The following is a 15,394-nucleotide window of genomic DNA, read 5'->3' as shown; positions in this document are numbered from 1 at the left end:
TCTGCAAACACTGTCCTTATATGAGATTTGTCTATTCTAAATCCACCTGTGGCTCTGCTACTTCAGGCAAGGAAGTTTTCTGCTGATCTACTAGATTTAATTTAGCCCACACTGCTTCTGCCACTGCTCGTGGTACGCCGACTTCGACGATTTGGTCAACACTGGCTTCTTTAATCTTGGTTAGAGATTTGAAGTGTTTCATAAGATTTTGCTTGCGTTTTGGTCCCAAGCCTTCAATGCCATCTAGCTGCGATGAGAAGGAATTCTTAGACCGGAGCTGGCGGTGGAAGGTAATGGCGAAGCGGTGGACTTCATCTTGGATACGCTGAAGCAGGAAAAATTCCTGCGAATTCCGGGATAATTCTACAACTTGCAGAGGGTCACCAAAGAGCAATTCATGGGTCTGGTGCTTGTCATTTTTTTGCAGTCCAGCGATGGGAATATCCAATCCCAACTGGTCCTGAATAACTTCTTTAGCGACATTGACCTGCCCCTGTCCACCGTCAATGACAATCAGATCGGGCGGAGTCAGTCCATCCCGAATCACTCGACTATAGCGCCGCTTGATGACCTCACGCATACTTGCGTAGTCATCAGGTCCTATCACAGTCTTAATCTTATACTTGCGATAGTCTTTCTTGCTGGGCTTGCCATTGACAAAGACCACCATAGCTGATACAGGACTGGTCCCCATGATGTTGGAGTTATCAAAAGACTCAATACGAACAGGTGTCGGAATGTTAAGAAGCTGACCTAAATTTTCGATTGCACCTTGGGTCTTTTCAATAGATTTCTCCAAAAGGTCAAATTTCTGCTGGAGACTGACTCGGGCGTTTTTGATAGCCAGATTGACCAACTGCTTCTTCTCGCCTCGCTGGGGCTTTAGCACCTTGGTATCCACCATGGCCCGTACAGCTTCTTCGTCAATATCTGCCGGAATCAAAATTTCATTGGGCTTGAGGTGGGATTTTTCCTGATAGAACTGGCCAATATAGGTCAAAAAATCTTCGTCAGGATCATTGTAATAAGGAAAAAGATTGACATCGCGCTCGATTAACTTGCCCTGGCGGACAAAGAAGACCTGTACGCACATCCAGCCCTTATCTACATAGTAACCAAAGACATCCCGATTCTGCAAATCCTTGGCCATGACCCGCTGCTTGGTTCGCAGGGTGCCAATGGACTGAATCAAGTCGCGGTACTCTGCCGCTTTTTCAAACTCCATAGCTTGCGCTGCGCCAGCCATTTTCCCCCGTAAATCCTCAATAATCTGGTCATCCTGTCCCTTGAGAAAGGCAGCTACCTCCTGAGCCAGCTCTTTGAAATACTGGCTGTCTACTTGGCAAATAGTGTGAGCCTTGCACTGCCCCAGATGGTAGTAAAAGCAGACCTTTTCAGGCGGATTTGTACACTTGCGGAAAGGAAAGAGTCGATCCAAAAGACGCTTAATTTCATTGGCCGCACCGACATCCGGATAAGGACCAAAATAAAGTCCACAGTCCTTTTTGACTTGGCGCGTGATGATTAGGCGTGGATAGGTTTCGTTAGTAATCTTGATAAATGGATAGGACTTATCGTCCTTGAGCATGATATTGTACTTGGGCTGGTTTTCCTTGATTAGATTGATTTCCAGAAGCAAAGCCTCAATGTTAGACTCGGTGACAATAAACTCAAAATCCTCAATCTCAGAAACAAGAGCCTCCGTCTTGGTATCATGACTACCACGGAAATAAGAACGAACCCGGTTGCGCAGATTCTTGGCTTTGCCAACATAAATAATGGTATCGTTTTTGTCTTTGTGAATGTAACAGCCGGGACTGGTCGGCAACAGTTCCAGCTTTGATTGGATTAGCTTGTTCATAGGTCTATTATAGCAGAAAAGGGAAGCATTCAACAGGTAGACACTAGATTATTAGAAAATCATAAGTTTGATTCTTTTCATAGGTAATACTGAACTTTAACTTGTCTTTATATCTTCTTGCAAGTATCAAAAATCAATCTCAAAAGAAACATGATTTTCTTTATAACAAAGCATTTTCTAAGCAAAAATCAAGCAATCGATTGCACAGCCATTTTAATAGGCTTTGATTAAATAAACAGAAATAAAATAGAAAAATTTTAGAAAAATTAATATATTTTTAAAAAAATTTCAAAAAAAGACTTGACAAAAATTGCAAACGGTTGCATAATAGGATTGTAAATAAAAATTCCGGGAGGAAATAGGAATGAAAACATGGAAAAAAGTAGTATTGGGCAGTGTCAGCTTGCTGGCTGCAGGAACGCTGTTAGCAGCTTGTAGCTCGAACAGTAGCAAGGAGAACTCTTCTTCTAAAGCCGATAGCAAGACCTTGAAACTTTGGGTACCAACTGGTTCTAAAGATTCTTACTCTGATACAGTTAGCAAGTTCGAGAAAGAATCAGGCTACAAGGTTGACGTAGTCGAAATGGAAGATCCAAACGCTCAGGAAAATCTGACAAAAGATGCTAGTACTGCTGCTGATGTTTTCTCTCTGCCACACGACCAACTTGGTAAATTAGTTGAAGCTGGAGCTATTCAAGAAGTTCCTTCTAAAATGGCAGAAGAAGTCAAGAAAAACGATACTGAACAAGCAGCAATTGGTGCTCAATACAAAGGCAAAACTTATGCTTTCCCATACGGTATCGAATCACAAGTAACCTACTATAACAAGTCAAAACTTTCCGCTGATGATGTTAAGTCTTATGAAACCATCACTTCTAAAGCTAAATTTGGTGGAAACTTGAAAGAGGCTAATGGATACATCACTGCTCCACTCTTCCTTTCTGTTGGCGACACTCTCTTTGGTAAAGATGGTGAGCAAGTAGACGGAACAAACTGGGGTAACGAAGCCGGTGTCAACGTTCTGAAGTTCATCGCAGCTCAAAAGAATAACAGCGGTTTTGTGAACGTAGATGCTTCTAACCTTCTTGCTAAATTTGAAGATGGTTCAGTTGACGCTTTCCAATCAGGTCCATGGGACTACGCAGCTGCTGAAAAAGCTGTCGGCAAAGACAACCTTGGTATCTCTGTTTACCCAACTGTTAACATCGGTGGACAAGACGTTCAACAAAAAGCCTTCCTCGGTGTAAAACTTTACGCAGTTAACCAAACACCTTCAAACGGCGACACTGACCGTATCGCAGCAAGCTACAAACTGGCTCAAGTGCTTACTAGCAAAGAAAGCCAAGAAAACCAATTCAAGTTTGAAGGACGTCACATCATCCCTGCTAACAAAGAAGTGCAAGAGTCTGAAGATGTTAAGAAAGATGCCTTGGCACAAGCTGTTATCACAATGGGATCTTCTGATACCTACACAACAGTTATGCCTAAACTTAGCCAAATGTCTGTCTTCTGGACTGAAAGTGCTGCAATCCTCAGCGATGCTTACAACGGTAAATTTGGTGAAGATCAATACCTCGCAAAATTACAACAGTTTGATAAAGATTTAGCAGCAGCTAAATAATCCTCAAACGAATAAAAATAAGCATTGAAGTGAGGAGGGCAGCCTCCTCACTTCTTTCTTTGTAAATATAAGGAGAATACTATGACTCAGTCATCTTATGACAATGCATCCATGGTTCAGGTCTTTAAAGAGGGAACTTGGGATGTCAAACTCTCTTTTCTGGTAATGGGACTGAGCAACCTTGTAAACAAACAATTTATCAAGGGGCTGCTCTTCCTCTTCTCAGAAATTGCTTTCCTGATTGCTTTTGCAGTCCAAATCATACCAGCTATTGGTGGCATGATTACATTGGGGACTCAAGAGCAGGGAGAGGCTATCAAAAAAGTTAACGGTTTGGAAATCACCGTTCAAGTAGCGGGTGACAACTCTATGCTGATGCTGATTTTTGGACTTGCTTCTCTTATCTTCTGTGCAGTCTTCGCCTACATCTACTGGTGTAACCTGAAAAGTGCTCGTCACTTGATGGCACTCAAGCAGTCCGGTCAGAAGATTCCTAACTTCGTTGAGGACTTTAAGACGCTTGCTGACGGCCGCTTCCACATGGGTCTAATGAGCATTCCTCTCATTGGAGTACTGCTCTTTACCATCCTGCCTCTGATCTATATGATCTGCTTGGCCTTTACTAACTTTGACCATAAGCATCCAGCTCCTAAGTCACTTTTTGACTGGGTTGGCTTCTCTAGCTTTGGTGATGTTTTCTCAGGTCGCATGGCTAGCACCTTCTTCCCACTTTTAGGCTGGACCTTGATTTGGGCGGTTGCTGCGACAGCTACTACATTCTTCTTCGGTATTGTTTTAGCTCTCTTGCTCAATACCAAAGGCCTCAAGTACAAGAAAGTTTGGCGCACACTCTTCGTTATTACTATCGCAGTTCCACAATTCGTATCCCTGCTCTTAATGCGTAATTTCCTGAATGACAATGGACCTTTGAACGGATTATTGCAAAGCCTCCATCTCATTCAGCATCCAATTCCATTCTTGAGTGACCCTGTTTGGGCTAAGTTCTCAATCATCCTTGTCAATATGTGGATTGGTATTCCATTTACCATGCTGGTAGCGACTGGGATTATCATGAACCTACCTAGCGAGCAAATCGAAGCTGCTGAGATTGATGGAGCTAGCAAGCTTCAAATCTTCAAGAGCATTACTTTCCCTCAAATTCTCTTGATTATGGCGCCATCACTCATTCAGCAGTTTATAGGAAACATCAATAACTTCAACGTTATCTACTTCCTGACAGGCGGTGGACCTACTAACTCTTCCTACTATCAGGCAGGCTCAACTGATCTTTTGGTTACCTGGCTCTATAAACTGACCGTTTCTGCCAAGGACTACAATCTGGCATCTGTTATCGGTATCCTGATCTTTGCAATCTCTGCAGCCTTCAGTCTCTTAGCCTATACTAGATCCGCATCATTCAAGGAAGGAACTGCTAAATAATGAAAAATAGAAAAAAACTCAGTTTATTAGGGATTTATGTCTTACTGGCTGTTTTAGCACTCATCTGGCTAACGCCGATTATCTGGATTTTTCTGACCAGCTTCCGTGGTGAAGGCTCTAATGCGGTCCCTTACTTCTTCCCTAAGACCTATACTCTTGACAACTATATCAGACTGTTTAATAACAACACATATCCTTTTGTTCAGTGGTTTATGAATACCCTGATTGTTGCAACAGCAACCTGTATCCTGTCTACTTTGATTACTGTGGGTATGGCTTACTCACTCAGCCGTATCAAATTCAAGCATAAAAATCGTTTCCTCAAGCTGGCTCTGGTTCTTAACATGTTCCCAGGTTTCATGTCTATGATTGCGGTTTACTACATCTTGAAAGCACTCAATTTGACACAAACCCTGACTTCACTGATTCTGGTTTATTCAGCTGGAGCAGCTTTAGGCTTCTATATAGCCAAAGGTTTCTTTGATACAATCCCATATTCCTTGGACGAATCCGCTATGATTGACGGAGCAACTCGCTTCCAAATCTTCCGGACTATTACATTGCCGCTTTCAAAACCGATTATCGTCTATACAGCGCTTATGGCTTTCATGGGACCTTGGGTTGACTTCATCTTTGCCTCTGTGATTCTAGGCGATGTCAAGGAAAAATATACAGTGGCTTTGGGACTTTTCCAAATGCTTAATAAGGACGCCATCAATAAATGGTTCTTGCCTTTCACATCTGGAGCAATTATCATCGCAATTCCAATCACTCTTCTCTTCATCTTCATGCAGAAATACTACGTAGAAGGTGTAACAGGTGGAGCAGTCAAATAGAATCTATTATGTATATCAAAAACTTCCGACAATTAATATCGGAAGTTTTTATCTTTCTTAGAAAATGTGGAACTTAACTCCTCATCCCTTTTATATGAGATTGCTTATTAACTTGGACAAAAAAATGAGTCTGGAAATCGTTCCAATCTCATTTTTTATTTCATTAATTATAATCTTCGTCTCTGCGACGGCGCTTGTTCGTTCCCAAAAAGGCAGCTGCACCAAGTGCCATACCAAAAATTGCAAGGCGTTCTGCTTCTGAGCCAGTATTTGGCAGAATAGCAGGAACTGTTGGAGCCTTATCAGCTGTCGTAGCCACGCTAGCAAGTTGAGCTGCAGGATTTACAACAAAATCAGTAAACGCACCACCACCTGCCGCTTGAACGGCACCCGTAGTGGCTCCTTTGACTTCACGAGTGTTCGCATGAACTTCTGCAGTCTTAGCATCTGAATCTTTCTTAGATTCATCCTCTGCACCTGGACCAGCAGCTCCGCCTTTTACAGCAGTTAGAGTCTGTTTATCTTCACCTGAGCGATAGTTACTATTCAGAGCATTTCCATACAGGAGAGCTGCTTGATTCAAGATATTCAAGAGAGTTTCATAATTCGCTTGAAGACTGTTGTAGGATTCCTCAAGGACAGCTAAAGTTGCAGTCTCTTGATTTAAGATTGCTTGTTTAGCTTCAAAATCAAGCTGCGCTTCTGCCAACTCCCGCTCTGCTTCTGCAAGTAACTGAGGAGCATTTTGAAGGTCAATAACTTTCTTTTTAGCTGCAGCTAATGTTTTTTGAGCAGACAGCAAGTCCTCTTGAGCAGTTGTCAAACTAGCTTTCGCAGCTTCTTGAGCTGACTGAAGTTCTGCCAACTTATCCTTAGCTGCTGCTAAAACTGCCTGAGCATTGCTCAAGTTAGTCTGATAAGGTGCTAGGTTTGCTGCAATCTTAGCTGTCGCTCTGTCGAGAGCTTCCTGCTTAAGGGCAACATTTTGCTTGGTCAATGCCAGATTATTTTCAGCAGTTGCTACCTTCTGACGAGCTGCTTCAACTGCTGCAATTTGAGCTGCCGCTACCTTTTGAGCATCAGCTAATTGAGCATTGAGGATATTGATAGCTGATTCCTGACCAACTTTTTGAGCCTTAAGTTCAGCTAACTGATTCTTAAGCGCTGTAACATTTGCGTTAGAACCTGCAGAACGACCGCCACCAGCACGTAACAACTGATCCATAGCCGCAACAGTCAGCAAAGTACCATTATTAACACGTTGGTCAAAGTTGCTAATATGATGGAAACCAACTTCGGATGTACCATGAGGAGTGCCCCATTGGTTTGGATGCTTATCATAAGCCGCTGAGATAGCATTGGCTTTATTGTCCATCATCTGAACATAGTGACCAATCTGAGCAAATACACCCGCTCCAACTCTCATATAGATAGCATTAGCATCAATCTGAGTTTCATCTGTAGGCAGTCCATATTGTGCTGCAATCTCTTGGTAGCGTGCTTTTTCACTATGCCAGAAATTAACAGCTCCTTGCGGGTCAAAACTAATCGCTACATTTTCGTTACCAATCAGCTTGCCCATATGCCAGTTATTGCGCTCAAAGTAGATAGTCTGAATCTGGCTCGCCACATTCGCATACGGATCAACCAACAACTCTTGTAAGCCAGCATTACGACGGTAAGCATTAATCGCCTTAACCAACTCTAAAGCTTGCAGGTTATTTTCTAAATTAGCTGGACTGGTTGGGTCAGAATTAACTGAGATACCAAACTCATTTTGTCCACGTTGATAAACTGCAAGAGCATTATTGGCAGCATCACGAATTTCTTGATTAGCCGCATTGTTACGAACATTTTCTAAAAATTGAGAATAAGTCGTATTGCGAAGGTCAACAGGAGCTGTTGCTGCTGCTTTCTCGGCAGCCGGAATCTGTCCTTCAAGCGAGCTGATAGCTTGATTGGTTTGGCTCAAAGATGCCTTTGCCTGATTGATTCTATTCTGAATATCAGCCTGCACCTGTGGAGCAGAAGATGCTGCTTGCTCTGCCTTTGTCAGTTCAGACTTTGCATTGTCTAAAGCAGTCTGTGCTTGACTTTGCTGACTCTTAGCAGTTGCTACAGCTTGCTCTTCTGAGTTAAGTGGTGTTTTAGCTTGTTTCAATTCAGTCTCTGCAACATCTACCAGAGATTGACTCGCTTTAATAGTATTTGCTTGATCTTTAACAGCTTGGTCAGCCTTGGCAGCTTTAGCCGCTGCTTCTCGAACAGCAACGCCTTTCGTGCTAACCTCTTGCTCTGCTGTTTTTACTTCTGTCTCCGCTTTAGCAACATTTTCTTCTGTTGCTTCTGCCTGTATTTCTTTAGCATTCTCAACAGCGGCTTCAGCCATTTTCACGCTAGTTTTTGCATCTTCAGCTTCTGTTTTAGCAGTATCTACTATCGATCTTTGCTCATCGAGTTTAGCTTTAGCAGCTTCAGCATTTTCTTGGGCAACAGCTACATCTGCTGCTGTCACCGGTTTTCCAGTTACTTCAGTCGCTTGTGGAGCTGTTACAGTTGATTCAACCAACTCATCCGCGTACACTTGATGGGTCAGTCCACCAGAAATAATAGTTGTAGCTGCGATACCAGTCGCTACAACAGACTTGCCTATTTTCTTTTCCATAATCAATCTCCTTTTTATAATCTCACATACTATAATTACCCTGGGTATAGCAGCCCGCATAGTAATATACTATCACAAAACGCTAGTATTAACTAGTAGCAAACGTATAGTTTTAATAGTTTTTTTATTACATTTTAGTTACAAAAATGTTTTATTAGAAAAATAAGCTGGTTTTTCCAACAAAAATGAGCATTTCTGTATCAAATAAAGCAAAAACTCCTAGATACTTTCTAAGAGTTAACCTTGCTTGTCAGTCAGATTGAGCTTGTCGAATTTCTTCTAACATTGCTTCTTCTTCGGCCGTTATTTGATAGCGTTCCAGCAAGTCAGGACGTCTTAGATAGGTCTTTTTCAGACTTTCATAGAGACGCCACTTACGGATATTTTCATGATGGCCACTCATGAGGACTTCCGGAACGACCATACCCCGATAGTCATAGGGCCGAGTGTACTGAGGGTATTCCAAGAGTCCAGACGAAAAACTGTCATCTGTATGACTGGCTTCCTTTCCAATAACCTCTGGAATCAGGCGAACGGTAGCATCAATCATGGTCATAGCCGCCAATTCTCCCCCAGTAAGAATATAGTCCCCAAGCGAGATTTCGTCTGTCACTAAAGTCTTGATCCGCTCATCATAGCCTTCATAATGGCCACAAATGAAAATGAGTTCCTCTTCCTTAGCCAACTCCTCAGCATAGGCTTGGTCAAAAGTCCGACCAGCAGGATCCAGCAAAATCACACGAGGCTGCTTCTTCTCAATGTCATCATAGGCATCAAAAATAGGCTGGGCCCGTAGCAGCATACCCTGGCCTCCGCCGTATGGCTCATCGTCCACATGGCGAGACTTCTCTGCATTTTCTCGGAAGTTATGATAATTGATTTCCAAGAGGCCTTTTTCTCGCGCTTTTCCTACGATAGAGTGTTCCAAGGGCGCAAACATCTCCGGGAAGAGAGTCAAAATATCAATTTTCATCGTCCAATCCTTCCGGTATCTCTACATCAACCCGACCTTGCTCGATGTTGATTCCCAGCACCACTGGCGGAATGTAAGGCAGCAGCAAATCACGCTTACCTTTACGCTTGACCACCCAGACATCATTGGCTCCTGGCTGGAGAATCTCCTTAATCGTACCTAGCAGAACATCATTTTCATAGACTTCAAGGCCGATAATCTCATGGTAGTAAAATTCGCCATCTTCCAAATCAGCCAAGTCTTCTTCGGCTACTTTCAGACTAAAGTCACGAAATTTCTCGATGTCATTGATATGGTACATGCCCTTGAACTTGATAATATCAAAGTTCTTGGCCTTGCGGTGGCTGGCAATCTCCACATCCATAACAAACTGGTCTTTCTTATCGAAAAGGGCCAGTTTATTGCCTTTTTTAAAACGCTCTTCCGCAAAATCTGTCACCGACAAAACCCGCATCTCCCCTTGCAAACCTTGGGTATTGACGATTTTACCAACATTAAAATAATTCATTTTTACTCCAGTTAATCTTTTTACTATTCGTTTTATTGTATCATTTTGCTGGCTTTTTCTCAAGATAGGCAGCTGGCTCAGACAGCGGAAAAGCTTATAAGTCAATGCCTTTTTCTTTGAGATTTTGCAGGCATTCCTCATAGTAAGCTGCGTCATGCTCGGAGTAAATAGGGCTCGCCACAGCCATTTCTTCCAGATGCACATAAGCTGGACAAGTCTTGCCACGATAGTCCCGCTCCAGCCATTCTGGAGACACACGATAACCTCACTTGCTCATCTCCTCCATAATCAGCTCATGGTAGCGATAAAGCAAGTAAGGAGAGTGCGTAAAAACATAGTCAACGGTCGCATGTTTCTTGCCCCAGCCATTGCCACGAAGAGCGTAGCATTCCCGATGCTGACCAAGTAGTTGCGGACGGGGAAGCTTGGGAATCAGTGCTTGATGCCAGAGTCTCATTTTATCCTCCGTTTAGTAAAAACAAAGCAATCTTTTATTGCTCAAAATCGCAATTGAGCTCCAGAGAATTTCCTTTTAATAATCGCTGAAACGTCTATGTTTGATTTCAAAGTCGAAATAATTCTCCTCCTGAATTCGGCGGAAAATGTCTCGGTAGGCTTCTTCGTCAAAAGAATTCCCTCGATAAAGGATTTCAAAGCTAAGATCCTCATATTCCAGAAAGGCATTAGCTGAGCGGAAGCCTTTGCTGTGATAGAAATCCCAGCGAGCCTGACGCTGCGCAAGATTGTCACATGGCTCATCCAGACGCTCGATTTCTAAAATCATGGTTCGCTGATAAAAATTGACCAGCTTTTCGATGATTTCACCACCATAGCCATGGCTGCGCAGGTGAGGCATAATCGCAAAGAAACTAACATAAAAGGCTTGCGAGTTGGAGATAGCAAAGGCAAAACCAACAAATTCCTTTTCATGATAAAAGGCGAAAAAATTAGCATCTTCCTGTTCCTCATATCGTAAAAATTCACTGAGCGGTATCCTTTCCTCTTCTGGGAAAGCTTCATTATTCAAGGCTTCTACCTTATCCAAATCCGGAAAATCTGCTGTAATGATCTGGCTGGTTAAGCTCATAAAATCACTCCTTTTCTAGTGATAGTATAACAAATTTTACAACTGGTTTCAAAAAAGAGCCCTGAAAGAGCTCTTATGTATTTATTTTTCTGAAATGATAGTAAGGTGCCGAATTACTAGAAAGTGCCAATAGGACTTTCCAGCGAAGAGGACCTATCCTAGCTACTACTTCACTATTTCACGTAAATCGTCCAAATGCTGGTTATCAGTCACAGCCATAATGCTGACTCCTGCTAGCCAGACAAAGTCTGGAGTAAACTGGCTTTCCAAAGGCTGATTTTTTGTCAGACGATAGCCGATAATATTAAGATGATACAACCTACGAGCATCTACTTCACGGACCGTTTTCCCGACCCAGCTAGCAGGCAGCTCAAACTCAGCCACCACTACATCGTCATCCAGCTGGAAGACCTCAATCGAATGGTTAAAGAGAATGGTCTTAGCCAATGAAATACCAGCCTCCACTTCAGGCAGGATAACCAAATCAGCTCCCACCTTTTCCAACACCTGCTGGGTCACTTCATCCTTGACCTTGGCAATGACATTTTTTACGCCCAATGCCTTGCAGTGCATGACCGCTAGGACGCTGGATTCCAGACTTTCTCCCGTCGCCACGACGACCGTATCACAGGAACCGACATCTGCGGCCTCCAAAAGCTCCATATCAGTAATGTCCCCGATCACACCGACGGCAATCATGTCTTCATACTGATTGATTGTCTCTTCGTGATTATCAATTGCAATGATTTCTACATCCTGAGAAATCAAGGCCTCAATGATACTCTGTCCAAAAATCCCCAAGCCAAGGATTCCAACTGTTTGATTTGCCATTTCTTTTCTCCTATCCAATCATAATGTCCGCCTTGCTGTAGTGCAAGGTAGTCGCCTTCTTCGGTTGATAATGGTTAAGACTGACCATAAGAGTCAGCGGCCCTACCCGTCCAATAAACATCAGCAGCATAATCACAATCATACCAGCTGTATTGAGGCTGGTAGTGATATTGGCCGTGACACCAACTGTAGCCAGTGCTGACACAGTCTCAAATATCAGGTAAATAAAGCGATGACTGCTATCAGTCACTAGCCCAAGAGCCAAAAGACCAAGTAGAAATGTCAGCTGAAAAATCACTGTCACACCAAAAGCCTTCTGCACTAGCTGAGGAGCCAGTGTTCTCCGCCCCATATTGGTATGAGGCAAGCCCAGGATTTCCTTTCGAGCAAAAAGCAAAAGAACTAGGAAGGTCGTAATTTTCAGACCGCCCGCTGTACCACCCGGAGCCCCTCCCAGAAACATCTGGAGCAGATAGATAAACAGGGTTACTGGACGAGCAGCCGTATAATCTATGGAAGCAAAGCCAGCCGTCCTCATGCTGACTGTCTGGAAAAAGCTGACCAGTAGCTTATCGCCAAAGGAAAGATTGCCAATCGTTCCAGGATTATTATACTCCGTCCAGAGACTCGTTACCGTCCCAAAAACGAGGAGACCAGCAGTCAGCAGCAAGACTACCTTGGTATGAAAGTGAAGCTCCTTCTGTTTTCCTCCCAATTTAGTCGCCAAGTCAAACCAGACCATAAAGCCCAGTCCCCCAGTGATGATGAGGAGAGCCAAGGTGATATTAACCAAAACATCTGTCTGAAAGCCCAGTAGGCTATCATTACCAAAATTATCAAAGCCCGCATTACAAAATGCAGAAACGGCTAAAAAGATAGAATTAAAAATCCCTTTTCTCATACCAAACTTGGGAATGAAGCGAATCATGAGAAGGAGCGCACCCAGTCCTTCGATAGCAAAAGTCGTGATAAAAATCGAACGGACAAATTGACCTAAGGTACGATTGTGACCATAACTAAAACTATCCCGCAGAATACGGCGATCCTTGAGGCTGAGCTTTTTCCGACTTTCCATGGTGAAAAATCCGATAAAAGTCAGGATTCCCAAACCACCAATCTGAATCAGCAACATACAAAGGAGCTGTCCCCAGACATTGTATGTATCCACAACCGATTGAGTAAAAAGCCCTGTCACACAGACCATCGAGACAGCTGTAAAAAGATGATCCAGATAGCTCGCTTGGGAACTTGCCGTCTGCACCCAAGGCAGACTGAGTAGCAAGGAGCCACAGAATATCACCAGAAGAAAAGACAAGATAATCTTTTGCGCTGGTGACAAGCGTGAAAATAAATGCTTCATAAAGTTTCCTTTCCTGATCTAATAAAAGCAGAGGCTAACTCTATCTGCCCTTCTCTTTCCTTGACAGCCCGCTGCAAATCATCTGGACTCTGCAAGTTTCTGACTTTGATGGCATAATCCGCTGCGACAATAGCATGACCTCGCATGTGGGCTGTTGCAACCGCTTGAGCAAAGACACGCGCGGCATACTTGCTGACTTGTGATTGGGCTTGCTGCGACAGTTTGTTAGCCAAGAAACCAGCCTGCCTTAGTTCATAGGCAGATGCCCTCCCATCAAGTCGAGCCTGAAAAACCTCTCTTACCTGAGTCAAAATCTTCTGCTTTTCAGACTCATCTTCCGCATCAATCAGAGCTATAAAGCTTGACGCCATTTTCATAGCCCATCGAGCCAGTTGCCCCTGAGGAAGTTCCTCCAAAACAAGCTCCAATTCCAATCTCTTCTCACTATCATCCAGAATTTTTAGCTTATAAGGGCTCGGTAAAATCACTTGATCATTCTCATAACACTTGCGCTCATGAGTGTTCCAAGCATAATCTTCTGACTTCATATGTCCTCCAGTTTCGAATTTCTCTAAACTCGCCCCTGCATTTCGTTTTTATCTTAAATGAAGTACTAGTTCTCGCGAAGCTCGAACTGCATCAATGCCCCTAAATTCAACTACGCCTAAAGGCTTGTTTCATTAAGGGCCATAGAAAAAGCGGGACACATAGCCCCGCTGCTTCTTATTTCTCATCAATGACGATGCGAACCTTTTTGTACTCGGTTGGGACAGAGTAAACAATCGTCCTTATAGCGGAGATAGTACGACCTTTACGACCGATTACACGTCCAACATCACTCTGATCAAGATCCAGGTGATATTCTAAAAATTCAGGTGTATCCTCAATCTTGATAGTTAAGGCATCTGGCTGTGAAATCAAAGGTTTCACTATCGCAATAATTAGATTTTCAATCGTGTCCATATGTCAACCTACGCTTCTATTATTTAGAGTATTTTGAATCGTGGAATTTCTTCAATACGCCTTCTTTTGAAAGGATGTTGCGTACAGTATCAGAAGGTTGTGCACCATTACCCAACCACTCAAGGATACGGTCTTCCTTCAAAGTCACTTGGTTTTCAGCTACAAGTGGGTTGTAAGTCCCAACTGTTTCGATAAAACGTCCGTCACGAGGTGAACGTGAATCTGCAACATTGATACGGTAGAAAGGTTTTTTCTTAGAACCCATACGAGTCAAACGGATTTTTACTGCCATTATTAAGGTCTCTTTTCTTTATTTTTTTCTTTTGGTGAAATAGCAGAGCTATTAAGCACATGTTCTATTATAGCAGATTAAAAACAGCTGTCAAGTTTTTTTCTTGACAGAGTTAAAATTTTTTTAGATTAGTCTTTCTCGTTATTTAAAATAATCTGTTCAGACAAATTTTCATATTTTTTAAAATACAATTTGACTGAAGCGTCTTTAGGAAAAGCGCCTAAATCCATATACTTATTAATGGTCTCAGGTGCATAATACTCTGTGCCTCCACTCCGACTATTATAGGACCTGCTTTTTACCTCGTCTTCTGATATATTTTTCTCATCCAGTACTTGGTCTGAATGAAATTCGAAAGACCATTTTAAAAGACCTGCTTTATCCATTTTTTGGACAATCTCTTTTAGCTTATCATGATTTTCTGGATTCTTCCTGAATTCGACTAAAAACTTACTATATAGCATAAGATATTTATTTAGGCTGTCTGAATCATCAACCTTTTTAGAGGACGACACGCTTATAGTCTGAAATTGAGCTCTGTCAAATTCTGATTTTTGCTGGTATTCAGCTGTCATGTCATGTTCCGTCTCGCCCTTAATCTCATCAATTAAGCTAGTTATTTCTTGGTCTACCAAACAATCCAGTAGCTGATCTGCTGTTCTCTCTCCGTAAAATATCTCATAAAATTCGATTTTACTGCCCTTTCGATCTGGGTGGTATTTTAGAATAGCGTACTTTTGGATATCTTCCTCGGTGAAATACAAATCTACTGTAGCACCACCTCCCTCATAGTGGTAACTCCCATCAGAAGTAATTTTGATTGGTTGAAAAGGCATTTTTTCAAAGAGAGCCTTCGTCGTGCGGATGCTTTCGTCGACTTCCTCTTTCTTAGCATAACAGGCTGTCAGTAGCAACAAACTGGCAAGAAGAGAAAACAAGGCAAGGATTTTTTTCATT

The 15,394-nt window shown here is 42.6% G+C and carries 14 protein-coding genes and 1 pseudogene; 3 read left to right on the top strand and 12 right to left on the bottom strand.

The window, feature by feature from the left end:
• Nucleotides 1–31: 31 nt before the first annotated feature.
• Nucleotides 32–1,861 carry an excinuclease ABC subunit UvrC gene (gene uvrC, locus O3620_RS07065; RefSeq protein WP_371601576.1) on the bottom strand — a complete coding sequence of 610 codons (1,830 nt, stop codon included), beginning with the start codon at nucleotides 1,859–1,861 and terminating at the stop codon, nucleotides 32–34.
• Nucleotides 1,862–2,225: 364 nt separating this feature from the next.
• On the opposite strand from uvrC, the gene O3620_RS07060 reads away from it, so the two are divergent.
• From O3620_RS07060 to O3620_RS07050, 3 genes are all read left to right on the top strand, one after another.
• Nucleotides 2,226–3,482, top strand: a complete 1,257-nt coding sequence (locus O3620_RS07060; protein ID WP_002915028.1) for an extracellular solute-binding protein — start codon at nucleotides 2,226–2,228, stop codon at nucleotides 3,480–3,482.
• A gap of 81 nt (nucleotides 3,483–3,563) precedes the next feature.
• Nucleotides 3,564–4,922 carry a carbohydrate ABC transporter permease gene (locus tag O3620_RS07055; RefSeq protein ID WP_002904606.1) on the top strand — a complete coding sequence of 453 codons (1,359 nt, stop codon included), beginning with the start codon at nucleotides 3,564–3,566 and terminating at the stop codon, nucleotides 4,920–4,922.
• A complete protein-coding gene (locus O3620_RS07050) occupies nucleotides 4,922–5,758 on the top strand; it encodes a sugar ABC transporter permease (RefSeq protein WP_002897450.1) in 837 nt (278 codons plus the stop codon). The genes O3620_RS07055 and O3620_RS07050 overlap by 1 nt, the downstream gene beginning before the upstream one ends.
• A gap of 163 nt (nucleotides 5,759–5,921) precedes the next feature.
• On the opposite strand, the gene O3620_RS07045 is transcribed toward O3620_RS07050, so the two are convergent.
• The 11 genes and pseudogenes from O3620_RS07045 to O3620_RS06995 form a co-directional block, all read right to left on the bottom strand.
• Nucleotides 5,922–8,483, bottom strand: coding sequence for a CAP domain-containing protein (locus tag O3620_RS07045; RefSeq protein WP_371601575.1), 2,562 nt, complete (start codon nucleotides 8,481–8,483; stop codon nucleotides 5,922–5,924).
• Between the two features lie 190 nt (nucleotides 8,484–8,673).
• Complete coding sequence (gene trmD, locus O3620_RS07040) at nucleotides 8,674–9,396, bottom strand: tRNA (guanosine(37)-N1)-methyltransferase TrmD (protein WP_002918894.1); 723 nt, start codon at nucleotides 9,394–9,396, stop codon at nucleotides 8,674–8,676.
• Nucleotides 9,386–9,904: a ribosome maturation factor RimM gene (gene rimM, locus O3620_RS07035; protein WP_011837039.1), complete on the bottom strand. Its 519-nt coding sequence runs from the start codon at nucleotides 9,902–9,904 to the stop codon at nucleotides 9,386–9,388. Before rimM ends, trmD begins: the two co-directional genes overlap by 11 nt.
• A 94-nt stretch (nucleotides 9,905–9,998) precedes the next feature.
• A pseudogene (locus O3620_RS07030) lies at nucleotides 9,999–10,361 on the bottom strand (TIGR02328 family protein).
• A 75-nt stretch (nucleotides 10,362–10,436) separates the two neighbouring features.
• Entirely contained in the window at nucleotides 10,437–10,991 is a 555-nt protein-coding gene (locus tag O3620_RS07025) for a GNAT family N-acetyltransferase (RefSeq protein WP_002918892.1), read from the bottom strand.
• A 165-nt stretch (nucleotides 10,992–11,156) separates the two neighbouring features.
• Nucleotides 11,157–11,822, bottom strand: coding sequence for a TrkA family potassium uptake protein (locus O3620_RS07020; RefSeq protein WP_011837040.1), 666 nt, complete (start codon nucleotides 11,820–11,822; stop codon nucleotides 11,157–11,159).
• Nucleotides 11,823–11,832: 10 nt separating this feature from the next.
• Nucleotides 11,833–13,182: a TrkH family potassium uptake protein gene (locus O3620_RS07015; protein WP_371601574.1), complete on the bottom strand. Its 1,350-nt coding sequence runs from the start codon at nucleotides 13,180–13,182 to the stop codon at nucleotides 11,833–11,835.
• Complete coding sequence (locus tag O3620_RS07010; RefSeq protein WP_002918888.1) at nucleotides 13,179–13,730, bottom strand: putative immunity protein; 552 nt, start codon at nucleotides 13,728–13,730, stop codon at nucleotides 13,179–13,181. The genes O3620_RS07015 and O3620_RS07010 overlap by 4 nt, the downstream gene beginning before the upstream one ends.
• Nucleotides 13,731–13,905: 175 nt before the next feature.
• Nucleotides 13,906–14,145, bottom strand: a complete 240-nt coding sequence (gene kphA / locus O3620_RS07005; RefSeq protein WP_002895313.1) for an RNA-binding protein KphA — start codon at nucleotides 14,143–14,145, stop codon at nucleotides 13,906–13,908.
• Between the two features lie 19 nt (nucleotides 14,146–14,164).
• Complete coding sequence (gene rpsP, locus O3620_RS07000) at nucleotides 14,165–14,437, bottom strand: 30S ribosomal protein S16 (protein ID WP_002895310.1); 273 nt, start codon at nucleotides 14,435–14,437, stop codon at nucleotides 14,165–14,167.
• A 128-nt stretch (nucleotides 14,438–14,565) separates the two neighbouring features.
• Nucleotides 14,566–15,393 carry a hypothetical protein gene (locus tag O3620_RS06995; protein WP_002918887.1) on the bottom strand — a complete coding sequence of 276 codons (828 nt, stop codon included), beginning with the start codon at nucleotides 15,391–15,393 and terminating at the stop codon, nucleotides 14,566–14,568.
• Between the last annotated feature and the right edge of the window lies 1 nt (nucleotide 15,394).

It is taken from the genome of Streptococcus sp. 27098_8_134, assembly GCF_041431675.1.
GTDB classification, from domain to species: Bacteria; Bacillota; Bacilli; order Lactobacillales; family Streptococcaceae; genus Streptococcus; species Streptococcus sanguinis_R.
The sequence above is the reverse complement of the archived record's forward strand: the minus strand, read 5'-3'. Positions and strand labels throughout refer to the sequence as shown.

Bases quoted from the DNA above. Each gene is read 5' to 3' on its own strand.
- uvrC (WP_371601576.1), bottom strand. From the start codon at position 1,861: ATGAACAAGCTAATCCAATCAAAGCTGGAACTGTTGCCGACCAGTCCC.
- O3620_RS07060 (WP_002915028.1), top strand. From the start codon at position 2,226: ATGAAAACATGGAAAAAAGTAGTATTGGGCAGTGTCAGCTTGCTGGCT.
- O3620_RS07055 (WP_002904606.1), top strand. From the start codon at position 3,564: ATGACTCAGTCATCTTATGACAATGCATCCATGGTTCAGGTCTTTAAA.
- O3620_RS07050 (WP_002897450.1), top strand. From the start codon at position 4,922: ATGAAAAATAGAAAAAAACTCAGTTTATTAGGGATTTATGTCTTACTG.
- O3620_RS07045 (WP_371601575.1), bottom strand. From the start codon at position 8,483: ATGCGGGCTGCTATACCCAGGGTAATTATAGTATGTGAGATTATAAAA.
- trmD (WP_002918894.1), bottom strand. From the start codon at position 9,396: ATGAAAATTGATATTTTGACTCTCTTCCCGGAGATGTTTGCGCCCTTG.
- rimM (WP_011837039.1), bottom strand. From the start codon at position 9,904: ATGAATTATTTTAATGTTGGTAAAATCGTCAATACCCAAGGTTTGCAA.
- O3620_RS07025 (WP_002918892.1), bottom strand. From the start codon at position 10,991: ATGAGCTTAACCAGCCAGATCATTACAGCAGATTTTCCGGATTTGGAT.
- O3620_RS07020 (WP_011837040.1), bottom strand. From the start codon at position 11,822: ATGGCAAATCAAACAGTTGGAATCCTTGGCTTGGGGATTTTTGGACAG.
- O3620_RS07015 (WP_371601574.1), bottom strand. From the start codon at position 13,182: ATGAAGCATTTATTTTCACGCTTGTCACCAGCGCAAAAGATTATCTTG.
- O3620_RS07010 (WP_002918888.1), bottom strand. From the start codon at position 13,730: ATGAAGTCAGAAGATTATGCTTGGAACACTCATGAGCGCAAGTGTTAT.
- kphA (WP_002895313.1), bottom strand. From the start codon at position 14,145: ATGGACACGATTGAAAATCTAATTATTGCGATAGTGAAACCTTTGATT.
- rpsP (WP_002895310.1), bottom strand. From the start codon at position 14,437: ATGGCAGTAAAAATCCGTTTGACTCGTATGGGTTCTAAGAAAAAACCT.
- O3620_RS06995 (WP_002918887.1), bottom strand. From the start codon at position 15,393: ATGAAAAAAATCCTTGCCTTGTTTTCTCTTCTTGCCAGTTTGTTGCTA.